An 18220-nucleotide genomic window follows, 5' to 3' on the forward strand; every position below is an offset into this window, starting at 1 on the left:
AAGGTGAGCGCTCGATCTGAGACACCCCCCTTGGGGCTCGGCATGCGGCTTGGCAAGCTGTAGCCGTGGCCCCGAACAAACCGATGACCCTGGTGGTCGCGGCGGTCGTGGTCCTCGTCATCGGGGCCTCCGCTGCGGTGTTGTACGGGACCTACAACGCTGACCAGTACGTCAGCGAGCTCGACCAGGTGCTGACCGAGCCGGACACGCCGAGCGTCGTCATCCAGTGCGGCACCAACGAGGAGCGGCACCTCAACGCGGACAACCCGGTCGTCTCGCCGGGCATCCCGTTCGGCGCGCACCACACACACGAGTACGTGGGCAACAAGTCCGCCGACGCGAGGTCGACGAACGCCTCTCTCGCGGCAGCGCCCACCACGTGCGAGAAGGGCGACCTCTCCACGTACTACTGGCCGGTGCTGCGCCTGACCGACCGCGCGGGCCACGACGCGCACGCCGACGGTGGCGGGCTGCACGGCAACACCGGTGAGGTGCTCAAGCCGAAGAGCGTGGAAATCCGGTACGACGGCAATCCGGTGAGCGGTGTGCTGCCGATGCCGCGGTTTCTGCGCCTGATCACCGGCGATCCGAGCGCGTTCACCAACGACCACGGCCCGAACACGCGGGCGCGGTGGGGTTGTGCGGACAAACCAGGCCGCTACACGACGAAATACCCGTTGTGCGGAAACGCCACCACGGTGCGCAGCTACGACTTCGGCAGCTGCTGGGACGGCAACAACACCGACAGCGCTTCGCACCGCACCCACGTGGTCTTTCCGCTGGTGAGCGGCGCGTGCCCGCCCAAGACGTTCCCGATCCCGCGGCTGCACGTCACGGTCGGCTACGACATCCCGGCGGGCCGTCCGTTCGCGATCGACAGTTTTCCCGAGGAGATGCGGGACCCGGCGACCGACCACGCGATGTTCATCAACGTGATGCCGGAGGCGTTGATGAGTGAAGTCGTCCGGCAGCTCAACCGCTCCCGCTAACATCCCCAGATCTTTATTCGACTTTCGTTGAACCGAAGCCCGTCTCTGCTCGTGTGTCGGCTGAGGTCTGGGAAAGAGAACGCCCGCACGAGGTGTTCGCGGGCGGGGAGGAGTGGGTGGATGGCGGCTTTGTTCTCCCGCAAACGGGAGACCGCGGCCGACGAGGCACTGATCCGGTCGCTCTACGAGGAGCACGGTCGGGCACTGCTGGCGTACGCGACGCGGTTGACCGGTGATCGGGCGGCTGCCGAGGACGTGGTCCAGGAGACCCTCGTCCGAGCGTGGCGCCATCCCGACGCCCTCGTGAACGGCAAGGGATCGGTGCGCGGCTGGTTGCTCACGGTGGCGCGCAACATCGTCACCGACCGGGTGCGCGCCAAGGCGGCGCGCCCGCAGGAGGTGGCCGAGTCTCCGGCGACGCCACCGATCGAGCGGGACCACGCCGACCAGGTCGTCGACTCGGTGGTGGTGCTGGAAGCGCTCGACAGGTTGTCCTCGGACCACCGCGACGTGCTGATGGAGATCTACTTCCGCGGTCGCAGTGTGACGGAGGCGGCGCAGGCGCTCGGGGTACCACCGGGCACGGTTAAATCAAGATCGTATTACGCGTTGCGAGCCCTGAGGGAGACGTTCGTCGGTCAACAGGTCGCACTGAAGGGGGTGGCCGGATGACCACGCAGCACGACCCGCAGCTGCTCGGTGCCTATGTTCTCGGAGCACTGGACGAGCAGGAGGTGCACGCCATGGACGAGCACTTGGCGTCCTGCCCTGACTGCACGCGCGAGCTCGACGAACTACGGGCGATGGAGGCCTACCTCGGTGAGGTGCCGCCGGAGGCCATGCTGGACGGGCCGCCAGAGGGCGGCGATCTGTTGTTGCAGCGCACCTTGCGCCAGGTGCGCAGCGAACGCGGCGGCGTCGCCCGACGTCGTCAGTTCGCTCTCGGCGCCGCGGCGGCCGTGGTGGCCGCGCTGGTGCTCGGCGCCGGTGTCTTCGTCGGCAAGGCCACTTCGCCCGATGCGGAGGTAGCCCTTCCCACTCCGACGGTCGCACCGGATCCGACGGGTACCAAGCTCGCCACCTTCACCGACCCGGTGACCAAGGCGTCGATGACCGTGAAGGTCGTCCCCGCCGCGGGCTGGGTGCGGACGAACATGTCGATCAGCGGCATTCCCGAGGGCGAGAAGTGCCGGATCTTCGTCGTGGCGAAGGACGGCAGCCGGCAGGAAGCGGGCTCCTGGGTGGTGTCCAAGAAGGGCGCCGCCGAGGGCACGAATCTCGACGGTTCCGCGCTCGTGGCACCGGCCGACGTGCAGTCGGTCGTGGTCGAGAACTTCGCGGGCAAGAAGTTCGTCGAGGTGCCGGTCCAGGCGTGACCGAGGGGAGGTGATGGGGTCGTCCACTTCGGACGGCCCCATTACCGTGTTCCCCATGTCGGCCATTTTCATCATCGACCACCACGAGCCGCCCGCGGGCCACGAGGACGAGACGTGGAACCCGTCGCGTGGTGTGTTCGTCTGGGTCGTCGAAGTGCTCGCGGACCGCGTCCGTGACGACGAGCTGGCCGGTCTGCTGCGCGAGTTCCTGAAGGGCGGCTACGCCTGGCTCGCGTTGACCTACTACACCCCGGACCAGGGGGCCGAGATCGTGCGGGTCGTCCGCGAGGAGCTGAAGGACGCCATCGAGGCGGAGCAACCGGCCGCGGTGGCCCGGAACGCGGCCGTGCACCACATGATCGACGAGCTCGTCGGCATGGCCGATCGCTGGGCCGGCTCCTCCGGTGTCACGGCTTGAGCACCACTTTTCCCACGGTGGCACGGGATTCCAGCGCCTCGTGCGCCTTCGCGGCGTCTCGCAGCGCGAACGGCGGGTTGATCAACGGTACGAACCGCCCGCTCGCCAGCCCCGCCATCGACTCGTCCTCCAGCGCCCGGATTCCGCGCCGCATCAGCCCCGGCCCGAGCGCGACGGTCGCGGTGAGGCTGTTGGCGAACAACGCCGGCGTGCTGATCTGCGTCATCTCCCCGGACGCCCAGCCGTAGATGATCTGCCGCCCGCCCGGCCCCAGCGTCTTCAACGCCTGCGCCCCCGCCTCGCCGCCGACGCCGTCGAGCACCACGGTCATGTCCTTGATCCCGTCCGCCCAGTCCGGCCGGGTGTAGTCGATGGCGGCGTCCGCACCGTTGGCCATCACGTGGTCGAGCTTCTCACCGCTCGCGAGCCCGATGACCCGCGCGCCGACGTTGCGCGCCTCCTGCACGAAGAGTGCGCCCATGCCGCCGGCCGCCGACGTCACCAGCACGACGTCGTCCGAGGTCAACCGTGCCGCGTCGAGCACTCCGACGACCGTGCGGCCGGTGCCGATCATGGCGACCGCCGCCTCGAACGACACTTCGTCCGGCAGCGCGTGCAGTGCGGTCACGTTGGCGACGGCGAGTTCGGCGTAACCGCCTCCTGCCTGGCCGAGGTGCGCGACGGCGCGGCGGCCGAGCCAGTCGGGGGAGACGTCGTCGCCGAGTGCCGTGACGACACCGGCGACCTCGCGGCCCGGCGTCATCGGGAAGTCGACAGGGCCGAAGCCGCCCTTGCGGATGGTGGTGTCGACGAGGTGGACACCGGTGGCCGCCACGGTGATGCGGACCTGGCCGGTGGTGGGCTCCGGGTCGGGGACCTCTTCGTGCAGGAGGTTCGAAGCCGGGCCGAACTCGTACTGCCGAATCGCGAACATGCCCGCGACGCTATGAACTCCACCTAACTGGAGGTCAAGGCATGTGCACTGGCGGTTTATGACACGAGTGTGCTAAAAACACGGTCGTGTGGAAAACCGTCATCGCGAGCCTCCTCCTGGTCACGTCGGCGCCCGTCGCGCAGGCCGAGCCGGAGCAGGTGCCGCACGTCGTCGCGGCCGGCTACCGCGGTCTGGGGGAGGGCATCGGGTTCGGGCAGGCCGAGGCACGCCTGTGCGAGCTCGCCGAGCTGTTCACCGGCTTCGCCGCCGACCCGCAGTTCCGAGATCTCGAGAAGAGGAGGGTGGTCGAGGGGATAGTCGCGCAACCGCCGCCGATCGGGCCGACCCAGCAGGTCCGCGACCTGTTCGCCGGCTACGTGCAGGGCTACAACCGTTACGCCGCGACGCACCCGAAGTGCAACCGGCAGATCAGCGAGGCCGAGCTCTACCGGTTCAACTACGTGGCGTTCAACGAGGGGATCTTCCGCGCGTACGAAGGCATCTGGCCTCAGCCGAAGCCTTACAAGGAGCGGGGCAGCAACACCATCGCCGTTGGTTCGAGGGGTACCAACGGAGGGAAGGGCGTGCTGCTCGGGAACCCGCACGTGCCGTGGAACGGCATGATCTCGTTCTGGCACGCGCGGCTGACCATTCCGGGCAAGGTGGACGTCGACGGCGCGATGCTGCTCGGCATTCCCGTTGTCTTCAACGGATACAACCGCGGCGTCGCGTGGTCGGCCACGGTGTCCACGGCGGCGAGCTACTCGCTGACGAAGCTGAAGCTCGTCGACCGGTACACCTACCTGGTCGACGGCAGGCCGGAGAAGATGATCGACCGCGGCACCCACTGGGACACCCGCTACGGGCCGGTCACCCGGCTCATCCGCACGAACCCGCACCTCACCGGCCACGAGATGACCGAGTTGCCGTGGACCGAGACCGAGGCCTACGCGGTCACCGACGGCGCGGCCGACCGGCTGGCGGCGGTGAACGCGACGGCCGGGTTCCTGGAAGCGCGGACCACGGCGGACCTCAAGGCGAGCCTCGACCGGCACGGCGGCACGGTGCGCACCAACGTCGTGGCGGCGGACAAGCGCGGCAAGACGCTCTACGCGGGCATCCAGGTCGTGCCGGACGTGGCCGACGAGTGCGTGGTGGACCAGGAGTTCCTCAAACGCAACAGCGTCGCGATCGTCGACGGCACGCGGTCGCGGTGCAAGCCGGGATTGCTGCCGATGGACAAGATGCCGTGGATCGAAAGCGACACCTACGCGACGAACTCCAACTCCACGCACGCGTTCGTGCGGGCCGACAAACCGCTCACCGGGTTCCCGCGGGTGTTCGGCGACGAGAGCGTGGCGAACATGCGCACGTCGTTCGGGCTCGAGGAGATCCCGCGCCACCTCGGCCGGTACGACGCGGCAACCATGCAGAAGCTGGTGCTGGAGAACAGGAACACGGCGGCCGAGATGTTCCTCGACCAGATGCCGTGCACGCGAAAGGAGTGTGAGGTACTCAGGAAGTGGGACCGCCGCAACGAGATCGGCAGTGTGGGGGCGTTGCTGTTCGACCGGTGGTTCGCGAAGGGCGGTACCGAGCAGGCGTTCGACGAGGTGGTGCGCGAGCTCGGGCCGAAGATCCACCAGCCGTTGGGGGAGGTCCAGTACGTCGTGCGGAACGGCAGGAAGATCCCGCTGCACGGCGGTCCCGGGTCGTCCGGCGTCTACAACCTGATCAACATGGACTGGCAGCGCCAGGAGGTCTCGGACGGGTCGAGCTTCATCTTCGCGGTCGAGTACACGGACAAGGCGTGCCCGACCGCGTACACGCTGATGGCGCCCTCACGTCCCGATCTCTACTCGGCCAAGAAGTGGCAGAAGGGAGCACTCTGCCGGTAACTCGATCAGGTAATGATCATCGTCGGACGGCTCGGCGCGCGGGATGATCATGGTCGTGACGCTGGGACCGGAGTCGGTGACGTGGCGGCTCGGCTGGTACACCCGGTTCGAGCTGGTGGTGCTGGGCAGGGCGGTGCTGATGCAGGTCGCCCACCCGGTGATCGCCGCCGCGGTGAACGACGGCTACCGCGCCGACCCGTTCGCCCGGCTTTCGCGGACGATCACCTCGTCGCAGCTGCGGTTGTTCGGTGGCGAGCTGGCCGCACCCGAGGCGGAACGGCTGAAGCGCACCCACGCCTCGATCCCCGGCGCGGACGAGGAGCTGTTCCGCTGGGTGCACGCCACCAGCTTCGACTCGCTGCTCACGGCGTACCGGCTGCTGCGGCCCCGGCTGCCCGCGATCCACGAAGCACGGCTGTACCGGGAGTGGCGCGACACCGGCAGGTCGCTCGGCATCAGGACGATGCCGAGCGACCTCGTGGCGTTGCGGGAGTACGTGGACGAGGTGATCGAAACCCAGCTGACCCGCACCGACGGCGTGCCGGGCCTGTTGGAGGCCTTCGCACTGCGGACCGGCCGGGCGCCGGGAGGCGAGCACCTGCCGAGCGTGCTCTGGCCGTTCGTGCGGCCCGTCGCGGCACGGGTGCTGCCGGACTTCGCGGTCGGCACGCTGCCGCCGGTGTTGCGGACCAAGCTCGGTCTGGAGTGGACGGACGGCGACGAGCGCAGGCTGGGCCGGTGGATCAGGACGATCCGGTTGGTCTCCGCGATCGTCCCGACCCGCCTGCTGCACTACCCGATGCCGTACCGCGCGATGGTCAGTGCGCGATCATCACGTGCTTGACGCGCGTGTAGTCCTCAAGTCCGTGCATCGAGAGATCCTTGCCGTAGCCCGAGGCGCCGAACCCGCCGTGCGGCATCTCGGACGTCACCAGGCCGTGCGTGTTGACCCACACGATGCCGAAGTCGAGCCGTGCCGTCAGTGCCGCGACCCGACCCGTGTCACGGGTCCAGACCGACGACGCGAGTCCTTGCGGCACACCGTTGGCCAGCGCGATCGCCTCGTCGTCGGTCGCGAACGACTGCACGGTGATCACCGGCGCGAACGCTTCTTCCTGGACCAGCTCGTCTTCCTGCCCGAGCCCGGAGATCACGGTGGGCTCCAGGAAGAAACCGGCCGAACCGTGCTGCTTTCCTCCACAGTGGACGGTTCCGGAAGACCTGCCGAGCAGCCCGAGCACGCGGTCGAGCTGAGCCTTGCTGTTCAACGGACCGAAGTCCTGCCCCGGCACGGACGCGGACGCCGCCTTCGTCAGCGCCGCCACGAACTCGTCGTGCACGCCCGAGTGCACCAGCACACGGGTCGCGGCGGTGCAGTCCTGGCCCGCGTTGTAGAAGGCGGCGCCGACGATGCCTTCCGCCGCGGCCGTCACGTCGACGTCGTCGAACACCAGAACCGGCGCGTTGCCACCGAGTTCGAGATGCGTGCGCTTCACGGTCGCGGCCGCGCTGCGAGCCACCTCGACGCCGGCCCGCGTCGAGCCGGTCAGCGACACCATCGCCGGCACGGGGTGTTCGACCAGCAACCGGCCGGTGTCCCGGTCGCCCAGCACGACGTTGAACACGCCCGCCGGCAGCACCTGCGCGGCGAGCGTGGCCAGCAGCACGGCCGACGACGGCGTGGTGTCGGCGGGCTTGAGCACGACGGTGTTGCCGGCCGCGAGCGCAGGGGCGATCTTCCACACGGCCATCATCAGCGGGTAGTTCCACGGCGTGATCTGCGCGATCACACCGACCGCCTCACGCCGCTGGTACGAGGTGGCACCGGGGAGGTACTCACCCGCGGCGGCGGTGCCCAGCGCACGGGCGGCACCGGCGAAGAACCGGATCTGGTCCACGCACTGCGCAATCTCGTCGCCGAGCACCACCGAGCGGATCTTGCCGGTCTCGCGGACCTCCGCGTCGGCGACCGCTTCCGCGTTGGCCTCCAGCAGGTCCGCGAGTTTCAGCAACGCCAGCTGGCGTTCGCCGGGGGTCGTGCGGGACCACGCGGGGAAGGCGGCCTCCGCTGCGCGCACCGCCGCGTCGACCTCGGCGGCACGGGAGACGACGGCGCGGCCGAACTCCTCGCCGGTCGTGGGATCGATCAACGCCGAGGTCTCCTCGGCGGACGCCGAAGCGCCGTTGACGAAGTTCGCGACGGTCACGTGTGCTCCAGATGCGTCGGGGCGAACATGCGCAACACCGCGGGCAGCACCACCACGTGCGGGCCGTCCCCGGCGAACGCCTTGGCGAGATCTTCGCGCAGCGACTCGGGCGTGCTGCGGGTGGCGGGCACACCGAACGCCTCGGCGAGCGCCACGAAGTCGGGCCGGGCCAGCTCGGTGGCGGTGGCCTGGCCGAACGCGTCGGACATGTACTCGCGCAGGATGCCGTAACCGCCGTCGTCGACGATCAGCCACACTACCCGCGAACCGTGCTGGGCGGCCGTGGCCAGTTCCGAGATCCCGTACATCGCGCCGCCGTCCCCGGACACCGCGAGCACCGGCCCGTCCACCGCCGCGGCGACTCCGAGCGCGGCCGGGAAGCCGTACCCGAGCCCACCGGCGCCCTGGGCCGAGAAGTGCGCCCCACCACGGGGATCCCACGCCGACCAGGCCCAGTACGCCAGGATCGTCATGTCCCAGCAGGTCGGCGTGCCGTCGGGTACCGCCGATCGCAGCGCATCGAGCACTTGCTGCTCCAGGTCGAGCCCCTGCCCGTCGAGTCGCGCCCGCACCAGTTCCAGCAGCCTGCTGACGAGCGACTCGGAGACGCCGTCCACCGCCCGTGCCGTCACGCCGGAGGTCAAGGCGCGCACCGCGTGGCGGGCATCGGCGTGGATGCCGAGTGCCGGGTAGTTCGACTCCAGCTTGCCCAGGTCGGCCTCGATCTGGACGACCTGACCGGTGGGGCGGAAGGTCCGGTAGTTGCTGGACAGCTCGCCCAGCCCGGACCCGACGACGAGCAGCACGTCGGCGGAGGCGAGGAACTCGGTGGTGTGCCAGTCCTCCAGCCACGACTGCGCGGAAAGCGGGTGGTCCCAGGGGAAGTTGCCCTTGCCGCCGAACGTCGTCACGACCGGCGCCCGCAGCTTCTCGGCCAGCTCCAGCAGCTCGTCCGCGGCCCCGGCAGCGCCACCGCCGGCGAGGATCACCGGCCGGGAAGCCTCGTTCAGCAACCGAACCGCCTCGGCGACCAGCTCCGCCCGCGGGTGCAGTTCCCGCACGGACCAGGAAACCGACGCCACGGGTGGGATGGCCGCCGGCCCGAGCAACACGTCCTGCGGGATCTCGACCCACACCGGTCCGAACGGCGCGGTCAGCGCGATCTCCCACGACTCGGCCAGCGCGGACGGGATCTGCGACGCGTGCCGCACCACCCGAGCGTGCTTGACGACGTCCCGGAACGACGCCAGCTGATCGGTCAGCTCGTGCAGGTACCCACCCCGCACCCCACCGAGTCCGGCGGACGGGATCTGCGACGAGATCCCCAGCACCGGCGCCGAGGCGGCGGCGGATTCCTGCAGCCCGGCCAGGGTTTGCAGCGCGCCAGGGCCGGTCGACACCAGCAACGGCGTCACCGAGCCGGTGATCCGCGCGTGCCCGTCGGCGGCGAAAGCGGCGTTGACCTCGGTCCGCGAACCGACGTACCGCAGTTCTGACCGGCGAAGGGCGTCGAACAGCCCGAGCGCGTGCTGACCGGGGATGCCGAAGACGGTGTGCGCGCCGAGCGCTTCGAGCGTCTCGACGACCACATCACCACCGTTGCGGATGGTCACTGTCCCTCCTTGAGAGACAACAAGCTCACCAGGTCGTACGCCACGTGCGAGGCTGCCACGGACGTGATGTCCGCGTGGTCGTAAGCAGGCGCCACCTCGACGACATCCGCCCCGACCAGGTTCAGTCCCCGCAGCCCGCGCAGGATCTCCAGCAGTTCCCGCGAGGTCATCCCACCGGCCTCCGGCGTCCCGGTACCCGGAGCGTGCGCCGGATCCAGCACGTCGATGTCGATCGACACGTACAACGGCCGCGACCCGATCCGCTGCCGCAGCGCGTCCACGGTCTCGTCGACGCCCCGCCGCATGACGTCCGACGAAGTCACGATCCCGAACCCGAGCCGCCGGTCGTCCTCGAGGTCCTTCTTGCCGTACAACGGACCCCGCGTGCCGACGTGCGAGATCGCCTCGGTGTCGAGGATCCCGTCCTCGACGGCGCGGCGGAACGGCGTCCCGTGTGTGTACGGCTCGCCGAAGTAGGTGTCCCACGTGTCGAGGTGCGCGTCGAAGTGCAGCAACGCCACCGGCCCGTGGATCCGCGCAACGGCCCGCAGCAACGGCAACGCGATCGTGTGGTCACCGCCGATGGTCACCAGCCGGGTCCCGTCGCGCTGCAGATCGGCAGCAGCGCCCTCGATCGTCTCGATGGCCTCGCCGATGTGGAACGGGTTGACCGCGATGTCCCCGCCGTCCGCGACCTGGATCCGTTCGAACGGCGACACGTCCAGGCCGGGGTGGTACGGCCGCAGCAGCCGGGACGCCTCCCGCACCGCCGAGGGCGCGAACCGCGCACCCGGCCGGTACGAGACGCCGGTGTCGAACGGGACTCCCACCACCGCGACGTCGGCGTGCGCCACCTGGTCCAGGCGGGGCAGCCGGGCGAAGGTCGCCGGGCCCGCGTAGCGCGGGACCTGGGAGGAGTCGACGGGGCCGATCATGCGCTCACCAGTTCCTCTTCTTCGGTTGCTTCCCCCGCGACCCGACGGTCCCACCGCGCGAGCACGGCCGGATCCGTCGCCGGGGTGGCCAGGCTGACCACCACGTACGTCACGAACGACGCGCCGAGGCTGTAGTAGATGGCTTCGTTGGCGTACACGTCCACGAACACCATGAACCCGATGGCCGTCAGCGACCCGACCGCCATCGACACCATCGCGCCGAGCCGGGTGCCGCGCTTCCACACCAGACCGCCGATGATCGCGACCAGCAGCCCGCCGACGAGGATGTTGTAGGCGACGGTCAACGCGGCCACGACGTCGTTCAAAGCCACCGCGATGGCGATCGCGACGACACCGATCACGAGCGTGAACATCCGGTTGTCGTGGACGTCGGAAGCAGCGTTGCGGCCAGCCTTGGCTTTGCGCCGCCAGATGTCGTTGGACGCCACCGTGGCGCAGGCGATGAGGGCGCCAGAGGAGGTCGACATCATCGCGGCCAGCGCGGCGGCGAGCACGAGGCCGCGCACACCGGTCGGCAGCAGGCCCTCGACGATCGTCGCGAACGCTTCGTCGGAGTTGACGATGTCGGGGTACAGCGCCTTGCCCGCGAGGCCGATCAACGCACCCGCGACCGCGTAGACGAGGCAGTAGAGGCCGGAGGTGATGCCGCCCCAGGTCGCGACTTTCGGCGACTTCGCGGTGAACACGCGCTGCCAGATGTCCTGGCCGATCAGCAGGCCGAACACGTAGATCAGCAGGTAGGTGACGATCGTGCTCGCGCCGATGTTGCCGACGTCGAACATCGCCGGGTCGTCGAGGCGTTCCCGGATGCCGTCGAAGCCGCCCGCGGTGGCGAGGCTGATCGGCAGCAGCAGGAACAGGATGCCGACCGTCTTCACGACGAACTGCACGATGTCGGTGAGCGTGATCGACCACATGCCGCCCAGAACGCTGTACAGCACCACGATGCTGCCGCCGATGATCACGCCGACGGACTTCGGCAGTCCGAAGAGGACGTTGAAGATCGTGGAGTACGCGATCGTGGACGTGACGGTGAGCATCAGCGTGTAGGCCGCCATCACCAGACCGGAGATGGCGCTGGAGTTGCCGCCGTAGCGCAGGTCGAGCATCTGGGAGACGGTGTAGACCTTCAGCTTCACGATCCGGCGCGCGAACAGCGCGCTGAGCAACAGGATGCCGAGACCGATGGCGAACACCATCCAGGCGCCGGAGATGCCGAACTTGTAGCCGAGCCCGACACCGCCGATGGTCGACGCGCCGCCGAGCACGACGGCGGACATGGTGCCGGAGTACATGCCGAAACCGAGCCTGCGTCCGGCGACCAGGTACTCGCTCTTGCTGGTGGCGCGGCGCATGCCCCACCAGCCCATGCCGAGCATGCCGAGCACGTAGGCGGCGATCACCGCGTAGTCGAGAGCCACTGTCGGACCTCCTTGGGTTGCAGGTCACAGTAGGAACGCGGACTGGCGCTGATAAGTGGTCGTTGTGCACAATCCTGGACTTGTGGTTGTGCAAACCGTCCCGCTCAAGGACCTGGTCGCGCGAGTCGATCTCGGGCTGACCGTCCTGTGTGGAGCCGACGGGCTGGACCGGCCGATCCGCTGGGCGCACGTGTCCGAGCTGGAGGACCCGACGCCGTACCTGGTCGGGCAGGAGCTGCTGCTCACGGCCGGGGTGCGGTTCCCGTCGGACGTGCCCGCGTACGTCGCCGGCCTGGTCTCGTCCGGGGTGTCGGCGATCGGGTTCGGCGTCGAACCGGAGTTCCCGACGGTGCCGCTTTCGCTGGTGGAGGCGTGTGCGGCGCAGGGGATGCCGCTGCTGGAGGTGCCGCCGTCGACGCCGTTCCTCGCGGTCTCCCAGGCGCTGGGCGCGCTGCTCGCGGAGATCGCCGTGCGCGAACAGCGGATGCTCGCGGACAGCCAGCGCGCCCTGACCCGCGCGGCCACCCGCGTCCGTCCTGTCGAGTCGGTGCTGACGACCCTGGCCGTGGTGCTGAACTGCCGCGCCGATCTGGTGGATCCCGCATCGGCGCCGGAAGACGTCGCAACGCTGGCCCGACGGGTCGCCTCCGGCACCGGGCCCCGTTCGGCCTCGACCCAGGTGGGTGAAGACCACGTGACGCTGGACCCGGTCGAGTCCGCGGTGCTCGTGGTGCGCCGATCGATGCCGCTGTCACCCGCCGAACGGGCGGTCGTCGCGGTCGCGCTCGCGTTGCTCGGGCTGCTGCGCCGGGACCTGGAGAGCGAACGCGGTCAGATCGCCCGGCTCGCGGCGTCGGCGTTGCTGCGCTCGCGGGTGACCGGAGTCGGGAACGTGCTGGGGCCTGGCCCGTACCGGGTGATGGCGGGACAGTCGCGGGCGGACTACGACGTGCTGGCGCAGCGGTACGGGCCGCTGGTGTCGAAGGTGGAGGACGGGTTCCTGGCGCTGGTGCCGGCGGGGTTCGAGGTGTCCGGTCCGGTCGGGGTGTCCGCGGAGGTGTCGGAATCGGACATCACGAGTGCCGTTGAGGAGGCATCGGCGATGTTGGCGCGAGCGCTGGCCACCGGCTCGCCGGCGTTCCCCGCGGCCGAACTCTCGTCGTTGGTCGACCCGGTGGCGGCCCGCGCGTTCGCTCGCCGGGAGCTCGCCGCCCTGCTCGGACGCCCCGAGCTGGTCGAGACCCTGCGCGCCTGGCTCGGGCAGCACGGCAGCTGGGACCGGGCCGCGGCCGCGCTCGGGGTGCACCGCAACAGCGTTCGGCACCGAATCTCGCACGTCGAACGGCTGCTCGGTCGTGATCTTGGCTCGGCCGACGCGCGGGCCTCGCTGTGGCTCGCGCTGACGTGGCTCGATTAATTGCTTTGCGATGTCCGCGCCTGCTCGGTCATCATTGTTCCATGATTACCGCAGAGGAATGGGCCGGAGCGCCCTCGAAGCTGTGAGCTGCTAGTTCGCTTTCTTTCTGACTTTTGCGAGCATTTTGTATCAGTGCTCGTGTTTGGCGTGTTCGTCTAGTGGTCAGGACGCTGGACTCTCAATCCGGAAACACGGGTTCGATCCCCGTACGCGCTACGTGGCCCGGTCTTCGTGGGGTGGACTGGGCCCGCTCTCCACGGGTCGATGTCAGACGGACCCAAAGAATCTTGGCAAAACTTCGCCCGAATGGTCTAGACGCCAGTTACGCTCTGCGAATGGCAGCGGTCCCCGCCTTCGCACGCTACGAGGTCGACGTACGTCGGCCGAACGCCGCGCGGATCCACGACTTCTACCTCGGCGGCGCGCACAACTACGCCGCCGACCGGGCGTTCGCCAAGCAGGCCGTCCGGATCGACCCGGAACTGCCGCTCGTCACCCGAGCCCAGCGGACGTTCCTGCGGCACGCCGTCCGGCACTGCTGGGCTGCGGGCGTCCGCCAGTTCCTCGACCTCGGTTCCGGCATCCCGACGTGCGGTGCGACGCACCAGACGCTGCCCGACGCCCGTGTCGTGTACGTGGACTCGGACGCGGTGACGGTGGCGTTCGCGCGCGGGCTGCTGCGCGGCGAGCCGCGGACGTGCGCGGTGGAGGCCGACCTGCGCCGTCCCGAGCAGGTGCTGCGGCATCCGGGCGTGATGTCGCATCTCGACCTGCGCGAGCCGTACGCGGTGCTGATGGTCGACGTCCTGAGGTACGTCGACGACGCCACCGGGCCGGGACGGGTGGTGCGTCGGTACCGGCACGCGTTGCCGGCGGGCGGGTTCCTGGTGGTGTCGCATCCGGCCCCGGTCGAGCAGCTGATGGAAGGGCTGTTGATCGAGGCGCCGATCGTCGTGCCGGGCGCGTACGCGAGCATCGGGCGCAAGGGCCGTATCTGACTCGGGTTTCCCGCCTCCTTAAGGAACGTGCGGGAAGCGCTGGAGCGAGCGAAGGCGTTGCGGTGGGCGGGCAGGCCGGAAGACGCGGCGTTGGAGCTGCGCAAGGCGCTCGCCGGTGCCGGTGACCGCTGCGAGCTGCTGTACCTGTTGTGGGACTGCCAGTTCGTGCTGGGTGACCGGGCCGCCGCGCACGAAACGTTGCTGGAGGCCAAGGGATTGGCCGAAGGGAAGATGGTCGCGCGCGTCGCGGTCGCCGAGGCGAGCTGGCTCATGTCGCAGGGCGAGTACCGCGAAGCGATGACGCTCGCCGGTTCCGTGGACACGGACGACGATGCGGTTCGCGCCTATGCGTTGAGCGTGCGGGGTGTGTGCGAGGCGTTCCTGGGGGATGTCGACCTCGGCATCGCCACGTTGGAGGACGCGCGCACGGCCGCGCATCGCAGCGGCTGCGTCCGTGAGCTCACCAGGGCCGTGGGCAACCTGACCTTCGTGCTCGGCAGTTCCGGGCGGCACGAACGCAGCGCGCGCATCGGCAAAGAAGCGTTGACGCGCCTCAGGATCCAGGGGATGGCGCCGACGTTCAGCGCGGTGATCCGCTACAACCTCGCGGCCAGCCTGTTCGCGCTCGGACGGTGGCAGGAGCTGGACGAGCTGGAGGTCCCGGACTCGATTCCGGGCAACAAGGCCGCGCGGATCCTGCTGTGCAAGGCGGAAGCGGCGGCGTTGCGCGGGCAGGATCCCGACGACCTGATCGAGGAAGCCGAGAAGATCATCGACGGACCGGACGCGTTGTTCACGGCCCAGTGCACCTACGCCAGAGCCGTTGCGGCCAGGGCGAAAGGTCAGTACCGGGCGGCGGTCGAACTGTGCCGCGAGACCGTGGCCGACGCACCGGAGGCGATGACCCGCGGCGAGGTGCTGCGGCTGTGCGTGGAAGGTCTCGGCGCCGCGCGTGATCTGCGGACGGCGCCCGGCCGGGTGACCAGACTCGATGATCCGGAAGCGACGGAACAGGAGCTGCTCGCCCGGTTGCCGTTGCCGCACGGCCCGGAGGACGAGGTGTGGCGCCGGGTGGCGTTCGCGGAGGCCGGACGTGATTCCTGGGCCGAGATCGCACTCGACTGGGACCGGCTGAAGATGCCGTACCAGGCCGCCTACGCACGAACCCGTTGTGGCGAACCGGAAGCGCTGCGTCACGCCGACCGCACGGCGCTTCGGCTCGACGCGCGGCCGCTGGCCAAGATGATCGAACGACAAGCCCGCAGGCAGCGGATTCCGTTGCTGCACGAGGACAAACCACAGCTCGGCACGCTGACCCCGCGCGAGCGCGACGTGCTGGAGCTGCTGGGATGGGGCCGCACCAACAAGGAGATCGCCTCGGAGCTGGTGCTGAGCGTGCGGACCGTCGGGCTGCACGTGTCGCACGTGCTCGCCAAGCTCGGCGCGGGCAACCGGTCGGAGGCGGCGCGGATCGCGCGCGACCAAACCTAGGTATTGCTCTGGATGTGCCGGTGGTGCCGTCTGAGTTTTCCTTGAGGGGTAACAGAAACCCTGCTGAAGGAGAACCAGATGAACCTCAAGCGCGTCGCAGCCGTGATGTCTCTTGCCGGCGCAATCGCCGCCGCCACCGCGGGAACGTCGCACGCACAGGTCGCCATGGCCGGTGGGTGCGAACTGCGCATCACGGAGGTGCGGGCGCTCGACCTGCAGGAGACGCCCACGGACGAGATCTACCTGCGAGTCGGTGACGAGAGAACCGGAACCCGCACCTTCACCGAAGGTCAGACGAGAGAGGCCGCGGAGCTCGGGAACCCCGACCAGATCACGGAGTTCATCGCGCCCGGAGGTTTCGTGGCGGTGTCCGTCGTCGAAGACGATCCCACCATCGACACCGTCATCGGCTCGTTCCGCGCGCCCTGCCGTGCGGCTTCGGTGGAGCGTGACGTCGCGGGCGCCGGTGCGTTCTACCGGGTCTCGTACGTCGTGACCCAGCTGCCGTAACAACTACTTCCGGGGGCGCCGAGCGGTGGGCGCGGCGTTCCCGGAGCCCACCGTCCATCTCTGAGGGGGATGTGCAGATGAATCCGATCGATCCACCCACCAACACCGAACTCTGGGCCGTGCTGCACGTGGACGAGTTCCAGTTCCGCCTGGTCAAACCCTGGAACCTGGACACGCTGGCCGCCGCCCTGCGCAACGCCGCCGCCCGCGGCACGCAGGTCGAGGTCCGCGCGTACAACGAGCAGAACGCCGAGATGACGGTCCTGGTCAACCCGGCACGCGCGCGCGTCGTCCACATCGGCAAGCGCAACGTCGTCGCGGTGCGCAACGGCATGCCGGACGTGTCCGTGAACGGTTTGACGGAGGTCAGCGCGGGGTAGTCCGCCGGGCGACAAGAATGGAGCCTGGAGGGCGTCATGACCCACCGCGTCACTGTCAAGGTCGCCGGTCTGCAACCGGTGCAGATTCTGGCCGCGCTGGCCGGCATCGCGTTCATCGTGTTCGGCGTCGTGGGCTTCACCCGCACCGGGGTCGGCGACTGGGCCACCCACTCGTTCGTGCTCGGGTTCTCGGTGAACCCGCTGCACAACACGGTGCTCGTGGCCGTCGGCGTGCTCGGCCTGCTCATGGCTCTCGGGTCGGGCCTCGCCCGGCTGTACGGGTGGCTGCTGTTCGTCGGTTGCGCCGCGATCTTCGTGTGGGGCCTGATGATCACCGGCATCCTCGCCCAGAACCCGGCGTCGCAGTTCGGCAACCCGTTGGCGCTCAACACCAACGACAACTGGCTGTACCTCGGCCTCGCGCTCTTCGGCCTCCTGCTCGCGGTGCTGCCCGCGCGGCGGAAGCTGATCGAGGAGGAGGAGCCGGTGCTGCCGGAGCAGAGGTCCAGGGCGTTCGACGGTGTCGACGACACCCGCGACACCCGTGTTGGCGACACCCGCGAGCACCGGATCGAGGAGATGGATCCGACCGTGAGCCCGCGTGAGCGGGAGCCGATCACGAAGGAGCAGGCCGTGGTCGACCCGAAGACCGAGCGGGTGAGCAAGGACAAGATCAAGCACTAGTTTTCGGGGCGAAAGGCACGTAGGTACGTCCAGGGCGTACGTACGTGCCTTTCGCCAAGCCCCGGACGGTCCCCCTGTCCGGCTCAGGCGCCCTGTTGGAGCCCACATGCGGCTCTAACAGGGCGTCTGTTTCGATGTCGCGATGCCTTCTGAGTTGCTGACCCACGAAGTGCTGATCACGTGGGGGACCGCGCTGGCCGCGTTCCTCGCCGTCGCGTTGCACGGGATCTGGAGAGTCACGCGCAACGTGATCACCATCGCCCATGAGGGTGGGCATGCGTTGGTCGCTGTGCTCACCGGGCGGCGGCTCAGCGGGATCAAGTTGCACTCCGACACCAGTGGGCTCACGGTTTCCCGGGGGAAGCCTCGGGGGCCTGGGATGGTCTTGACCGCGCTGGCCGGGTATGTCGCTCCCTCGTTGCTCGGGTTCGGGGCGGCTGTGTTGATCACGAACGAGCAGATTCAGCTGATGTTGTGGATCAGCATCGGGTTTCTCGCGGCCATGCTGATCATGATTCGCAACGTGTTCGGGGTGTTGTCGATCATCGTCACGGGTGGGTTGTTCCTGTTCGTGTCGTTTTACGCGAGCACCGAGGTCCGGGATACCGCTGCGTACGTGTTTGCCTGGTTTTTGCTGCTTGGTGGGGTTCGGCCGGTTTGGGAGCTGCAGGTCAAGCGGTGGCGGAGGCAGGCTCCTCGGTCGGATGCTGATCAGTTGGCCTGGTTGACCGGGGTGCCGGCGTTGGGGTGGGTGACGTTGTTCGGGGTGGTCAGCGTTGCTGCGCTGGTCGGGGGTGGGGCGTTGTTGCTTGGGCGGTGGTGACGCGGGGCCGGTTGCGAGACGCGACCGTGCGGGGGGTCGCCTTGCGGGCGGCGACCATGCGCTTGCGTCCTTCGCGTCGCCTCGGCTTCGCCATCGGCTTGAGTG

Annotated in this window: 18 protein-coding genes and 1 tRNA gene; 14 read left to right on the forward strand and 5 right to left on the reverse strand. The window is 69.1% G+C overall.

The window, feature by feature from the left end; genetic code table 11:
* The first annotated feature begins 65 nt into the window (after positions 1–65).
* The 4 genes from G7043_RS33675 to G7043_RS33690 all read left to right on the forward strand — a co-directional run bounded on the left by G7043_RS33675 (position 66) and on the right by G7043_RS33690 (position 2783).
* Positions 66–989 carry a DUF1996 domain-containing protein gene (locus G7043_RS33675; protein ID WP_313888199.1) on the forward strand — a complete coding sequence of 308 codons (924 nt, stop codon included), beginning with the start codon at positions 66–68 and terminating at the stop codon, positions 987–989.
* 120 nt (positions 990–1109) lie between these two features.
* Positions 1110–1661, forward strand: a complete 552-nt coding sequence (locus G7043_RS33680; protein WP_086668280.1) for a sigma-70 family RNA polymerase sigma factor — start codon at positions 1110–1112, stop codon at positions 1659–1661.
* Positions 1658–2365: an anti-sigma factor family protein gene (locus G7043_RS33685; RefSeq protein ID WP_166052691.1), complete on the forward strand. Its 708-nt coding sequence runs from the start codon at positions 1658–1660 to the stop codon at positions 2363–2365. Before G7043_RS33680 ends, G7043_RS33685 begins: the two co-directional genes overlap by 4 nt.
* A gap of 55 nt (positions 2366–2420) precedes the next feature.
* A complete protein-coding gene (locus G7043_RS33690; RefSeq protein WP_166052692.1) occupies positions 2421–2783 on the forward strand; it encodes a hypothetical protein in 363 nt (120 codons plus the stop codon).
* Here G7043_RS33690 and G7043_RS33695 read toward each other — a convergent pair.
* Positions 2773–3717, reverse strand: a complete 945-nt coding sequence (locus G7043_RS33695; protein WP_166052693.1) for a zinc-binding dehydrogenase — start codon at positions 3715–3717, stop codon at positions 2773–2775. The two genes, G7043_RS33690 and G7043_RS33695, sit on opposite strands and share 11 nt — an antisense overlap.
* Before the next feature lie 86 nt (positions 3718–3803).
* Here G7043_RS33695 and G7043_RS33700 point away from each other — a divergent pair, with 86 nt between their 5' ends.
* Positions 3804–5615, forward strand: coding sequence for a penicillin acylase family protein (locus G7043_RS33700; protein ID WP_166052694.1), 1812 nt, complete (start codon positions 3804–3806; stop codon positions 5613–5615).
* Positions 5616–5670: 55 nt separating this feature from the next.
* A complete protein-coding gene (locus G7043_RS33705) occupies positions 5671–6459 on the forward strand; it encodes an oxygenase MpaB family protein (protein ID WP_166052695.1) in 789 nt (262 codons plus the stop codon).
* Here the strand turns inward: G7043_RS33705 and G7043_RS33710 are convergent.
* From G7043_RS33710 to G7043_RS33725, 4 genes are read right to left on the reverse strand one after another with little or no spacing between them, the layout of a single operon-like run.
* Positions 6434–7822, reverse strand: coding sequence for an aminobutyraldehyde dehydrogenase (locus tag G7043_RS33710; protein WP_166052696.1), 1389 nt, complete (start codon positions 7820–7822; stop codon positions 6434–6436). The genes G7043_RS33705 and G7043_RS33710 overlap by 26 nt on opposite strands.
* The gene (locus tag G7043_RS33715; RefSeq protein ID WP_166052697.1) at positions 7819–9435 is read right to left on the reverse strand and encodes a thiamine pyrophosphate-binding protein; all 1617 of its coding nucleotides are present in this window, start codon (positions 9433–9435) and stop codon (positions 7819–7821) included. Before G7043_RS33715 ends, G7043_RS33710 begins: the two co-directional genes overlap by 4 nt.
* The gene (gene speB, locus G7043_RS33720; RefSeq protein WP_166052698.1) at positions 9432–10370 is read right to left on the reverse strand and encodes an agmatinase; all 939 of its coding nucleotides are present in this window, start codon (positions 10368–10370) and stop codon (positions 9432–9434) included. The genes G7043_RS33715 and speB overlap by 4 nt, the downstream gene beginning before the upstream one ends.
* Entirely contained in the window at positions 10367–11812 is a 1446-nt protein-coding gene (locus tag G7043_RS33725) for a sodium:solute symporter (RefSeq protein ID WP_166052699.1), read from the reverse strand. Before G7043_RS33725 ends, speB begins: the two co-directional genes overlap by 4 nt.
* 88 nt (positions 11813–11900) lie before the next feature.
* Here G7043_RS33725 and G7043_RS33730 point away from each other — a divergent pair, with 88 nt between their 5' ends.
* The 8 genes from G7043_RS33730 (at position 11901) to G7043_RS33765 (ending at position 18115) form a co-directional block, all read left to right on the forward strand.
* The gene (locus G7043_RS33730; RefSeq protein ID WP_166052701.1) at positions 11901–13229 is read left to right on the forward strand and encodes a PucR family transcriptional regulator; all 1329 of its coding nucleotides are present in this window, start codon (positions 11901–11903) and stop codon (positions 13227–13229) included.
* Positions 13230–13373: 144 nt separating this feature from the next.
* Positions 13374–13445, forward strand: a tRNA-Glu gene (locus G7043_RS33735).
* Positions 13446–13564: 119 nt separating this feature from the next.
* Positions 13565–14227 (forward strand): SAM-dependent methyltransferase, encoded by a 663-nt coding sequence (locus tag G7043_RS33740; protein ID WP_166052702.1) that lies wholly within the window; start codon positions 13565–13567, stop codon positions 14225–14227.
* A gap of 27 nt (positions 14228–14254) precedes the next feature.
* Positions 14255–15718: a LuxR C-terminal-related transcriptional regulator gene (locus G7043_RS50080; protein WP_166052703.1), complete on the forward strand. Its 1464-nt coding sequence runs from the start codon at positions 14255–14257 to the stop codon at positions 15716–15718.
* A 78-nt stretch (positions 15719–15796) separates the two neighbouring features.
* Positions 15797–16228 carry a hypothetical protein gene (locus G7043_RS33750; RefSeq protein ID WP_166052704.1) on the forward strand — a complete coding sequence of 144 codons (432 nt, stop codon included), beginning with the start codon at positions 15797–15799 and terminating at the stop codon, positions 16226–16228.
* Positions 16229–16305: 77 nt separating this feature from the next.
* Complete coding sequence (locus G7043_RS33755) at positions 16306–16608, forward strand: hypothetical protein (RefSeq protein WP_166052705.1); 303 nt, start codon at positions 16306–16308, stop codon at positions 16606–16608.
* 36 nt (positions 16609–16644) lie between these two features.
* Entirely contained in the window at positions 16645–17292 is a 648-nt protein-coding gene (locus G7043_RS33760) for a DUF4383 domain-containing protein (RefSeq protein ID WP_166052706.1), read from the forward strand.
* 247 nt (positions 17293–17539) lie between these two features.
* Positions 17540–18115 (forward strand): M50 family metallopeptidase, encoded by a 576-nt coding sequence (locus G7043_RS33765; RefSeq protein ID WP_390828707.1) that lies wholly within the window; start codon positions 17540–17542, stop codon positions 18113–18115.
* The last annotated feature ends 105 nt before the right edge of the window (positions 18116–18220 follow it).

Origin of the sequence: Lentzea alba, from assembly GCF_011067745.1 — a bacterium.
GTDB classification, from domain to species: Bacteria; Actinomycetota; Actinomycetes; order Mycobacteriales; family Pseudonocardiaceae; genus Lentzea; species Lentzea alba.

What these genes read in the sequence shown, in the direction of transcription:
- G7043_RS33695 (WP_166052693.1), bottom strand. Translation starts at nt 3,717, where the DNA reads ATGTTCGCGATTCGGCAGTACGAGTTCGGCCCGGCTTCGAACCTCCTG.
- G7043_RS33685 (WP_166052691.1), top strand. Translation starts at nt 1,658, where the DNA reads ATGACCACGCAGCACGACCCGCAGCTGCTCGGTGCCTATGTTCTCGGA.
- G7043_RS33740 (WP_166052702.1), top strand. Translation starts at nt 13,565, where the DNA reads ATGGCAGCGGTCCCCGCCTTCGCACGCTACGAGGTCGACGTACGTCGG.
- G7043_RS33680 (WP_086668280.1), top strand. Translation starts at nt 1,110, where the DNA reads ATGGCGGCTTTGTTCTCCCGCAAACGGGAGACCGCGGCCGACGAGGCA.
- G7043_RS33755 (WP_166052705.1), top strand. Translation starts at nt 16,306, where the DNA reads ATGAATCCGATCGATCCACCCACCAACACCGAACTCTGGGCCGTGCTG.
- G7043_RS33750 (WP_166052704.1), top strand. Translation starts at nt 15,797, where the DNA reads ATGAACCTCAAGCGCGTCGCAGCCGTGATGTCTCTTGCCGGCGCAATC.
- G7043_RS33760 (WP_166052706.1), top strand. Translation starts at nt 16,645, where the DNA reads ATGACCCACCGCGTCACTGTCAAGGTCGCCGGTCTGCAACCGGTGCAG.
- speB (WP_166052698.1), bottom strand. Translation starts at nt 10,370, where the DNA reads ATGATCGGCCCCGTCGACTCCTCCCAGGTCCCGCGCTACGCGGGCCCG.
- G7043_RS33690 (WP_166052692.1), top strand. Translation starts at nt 2,421, where the DNA reads ATGTCGGCCATTTTCATCATCGACCACCACGAGCCGCCCGCGGGCCAC.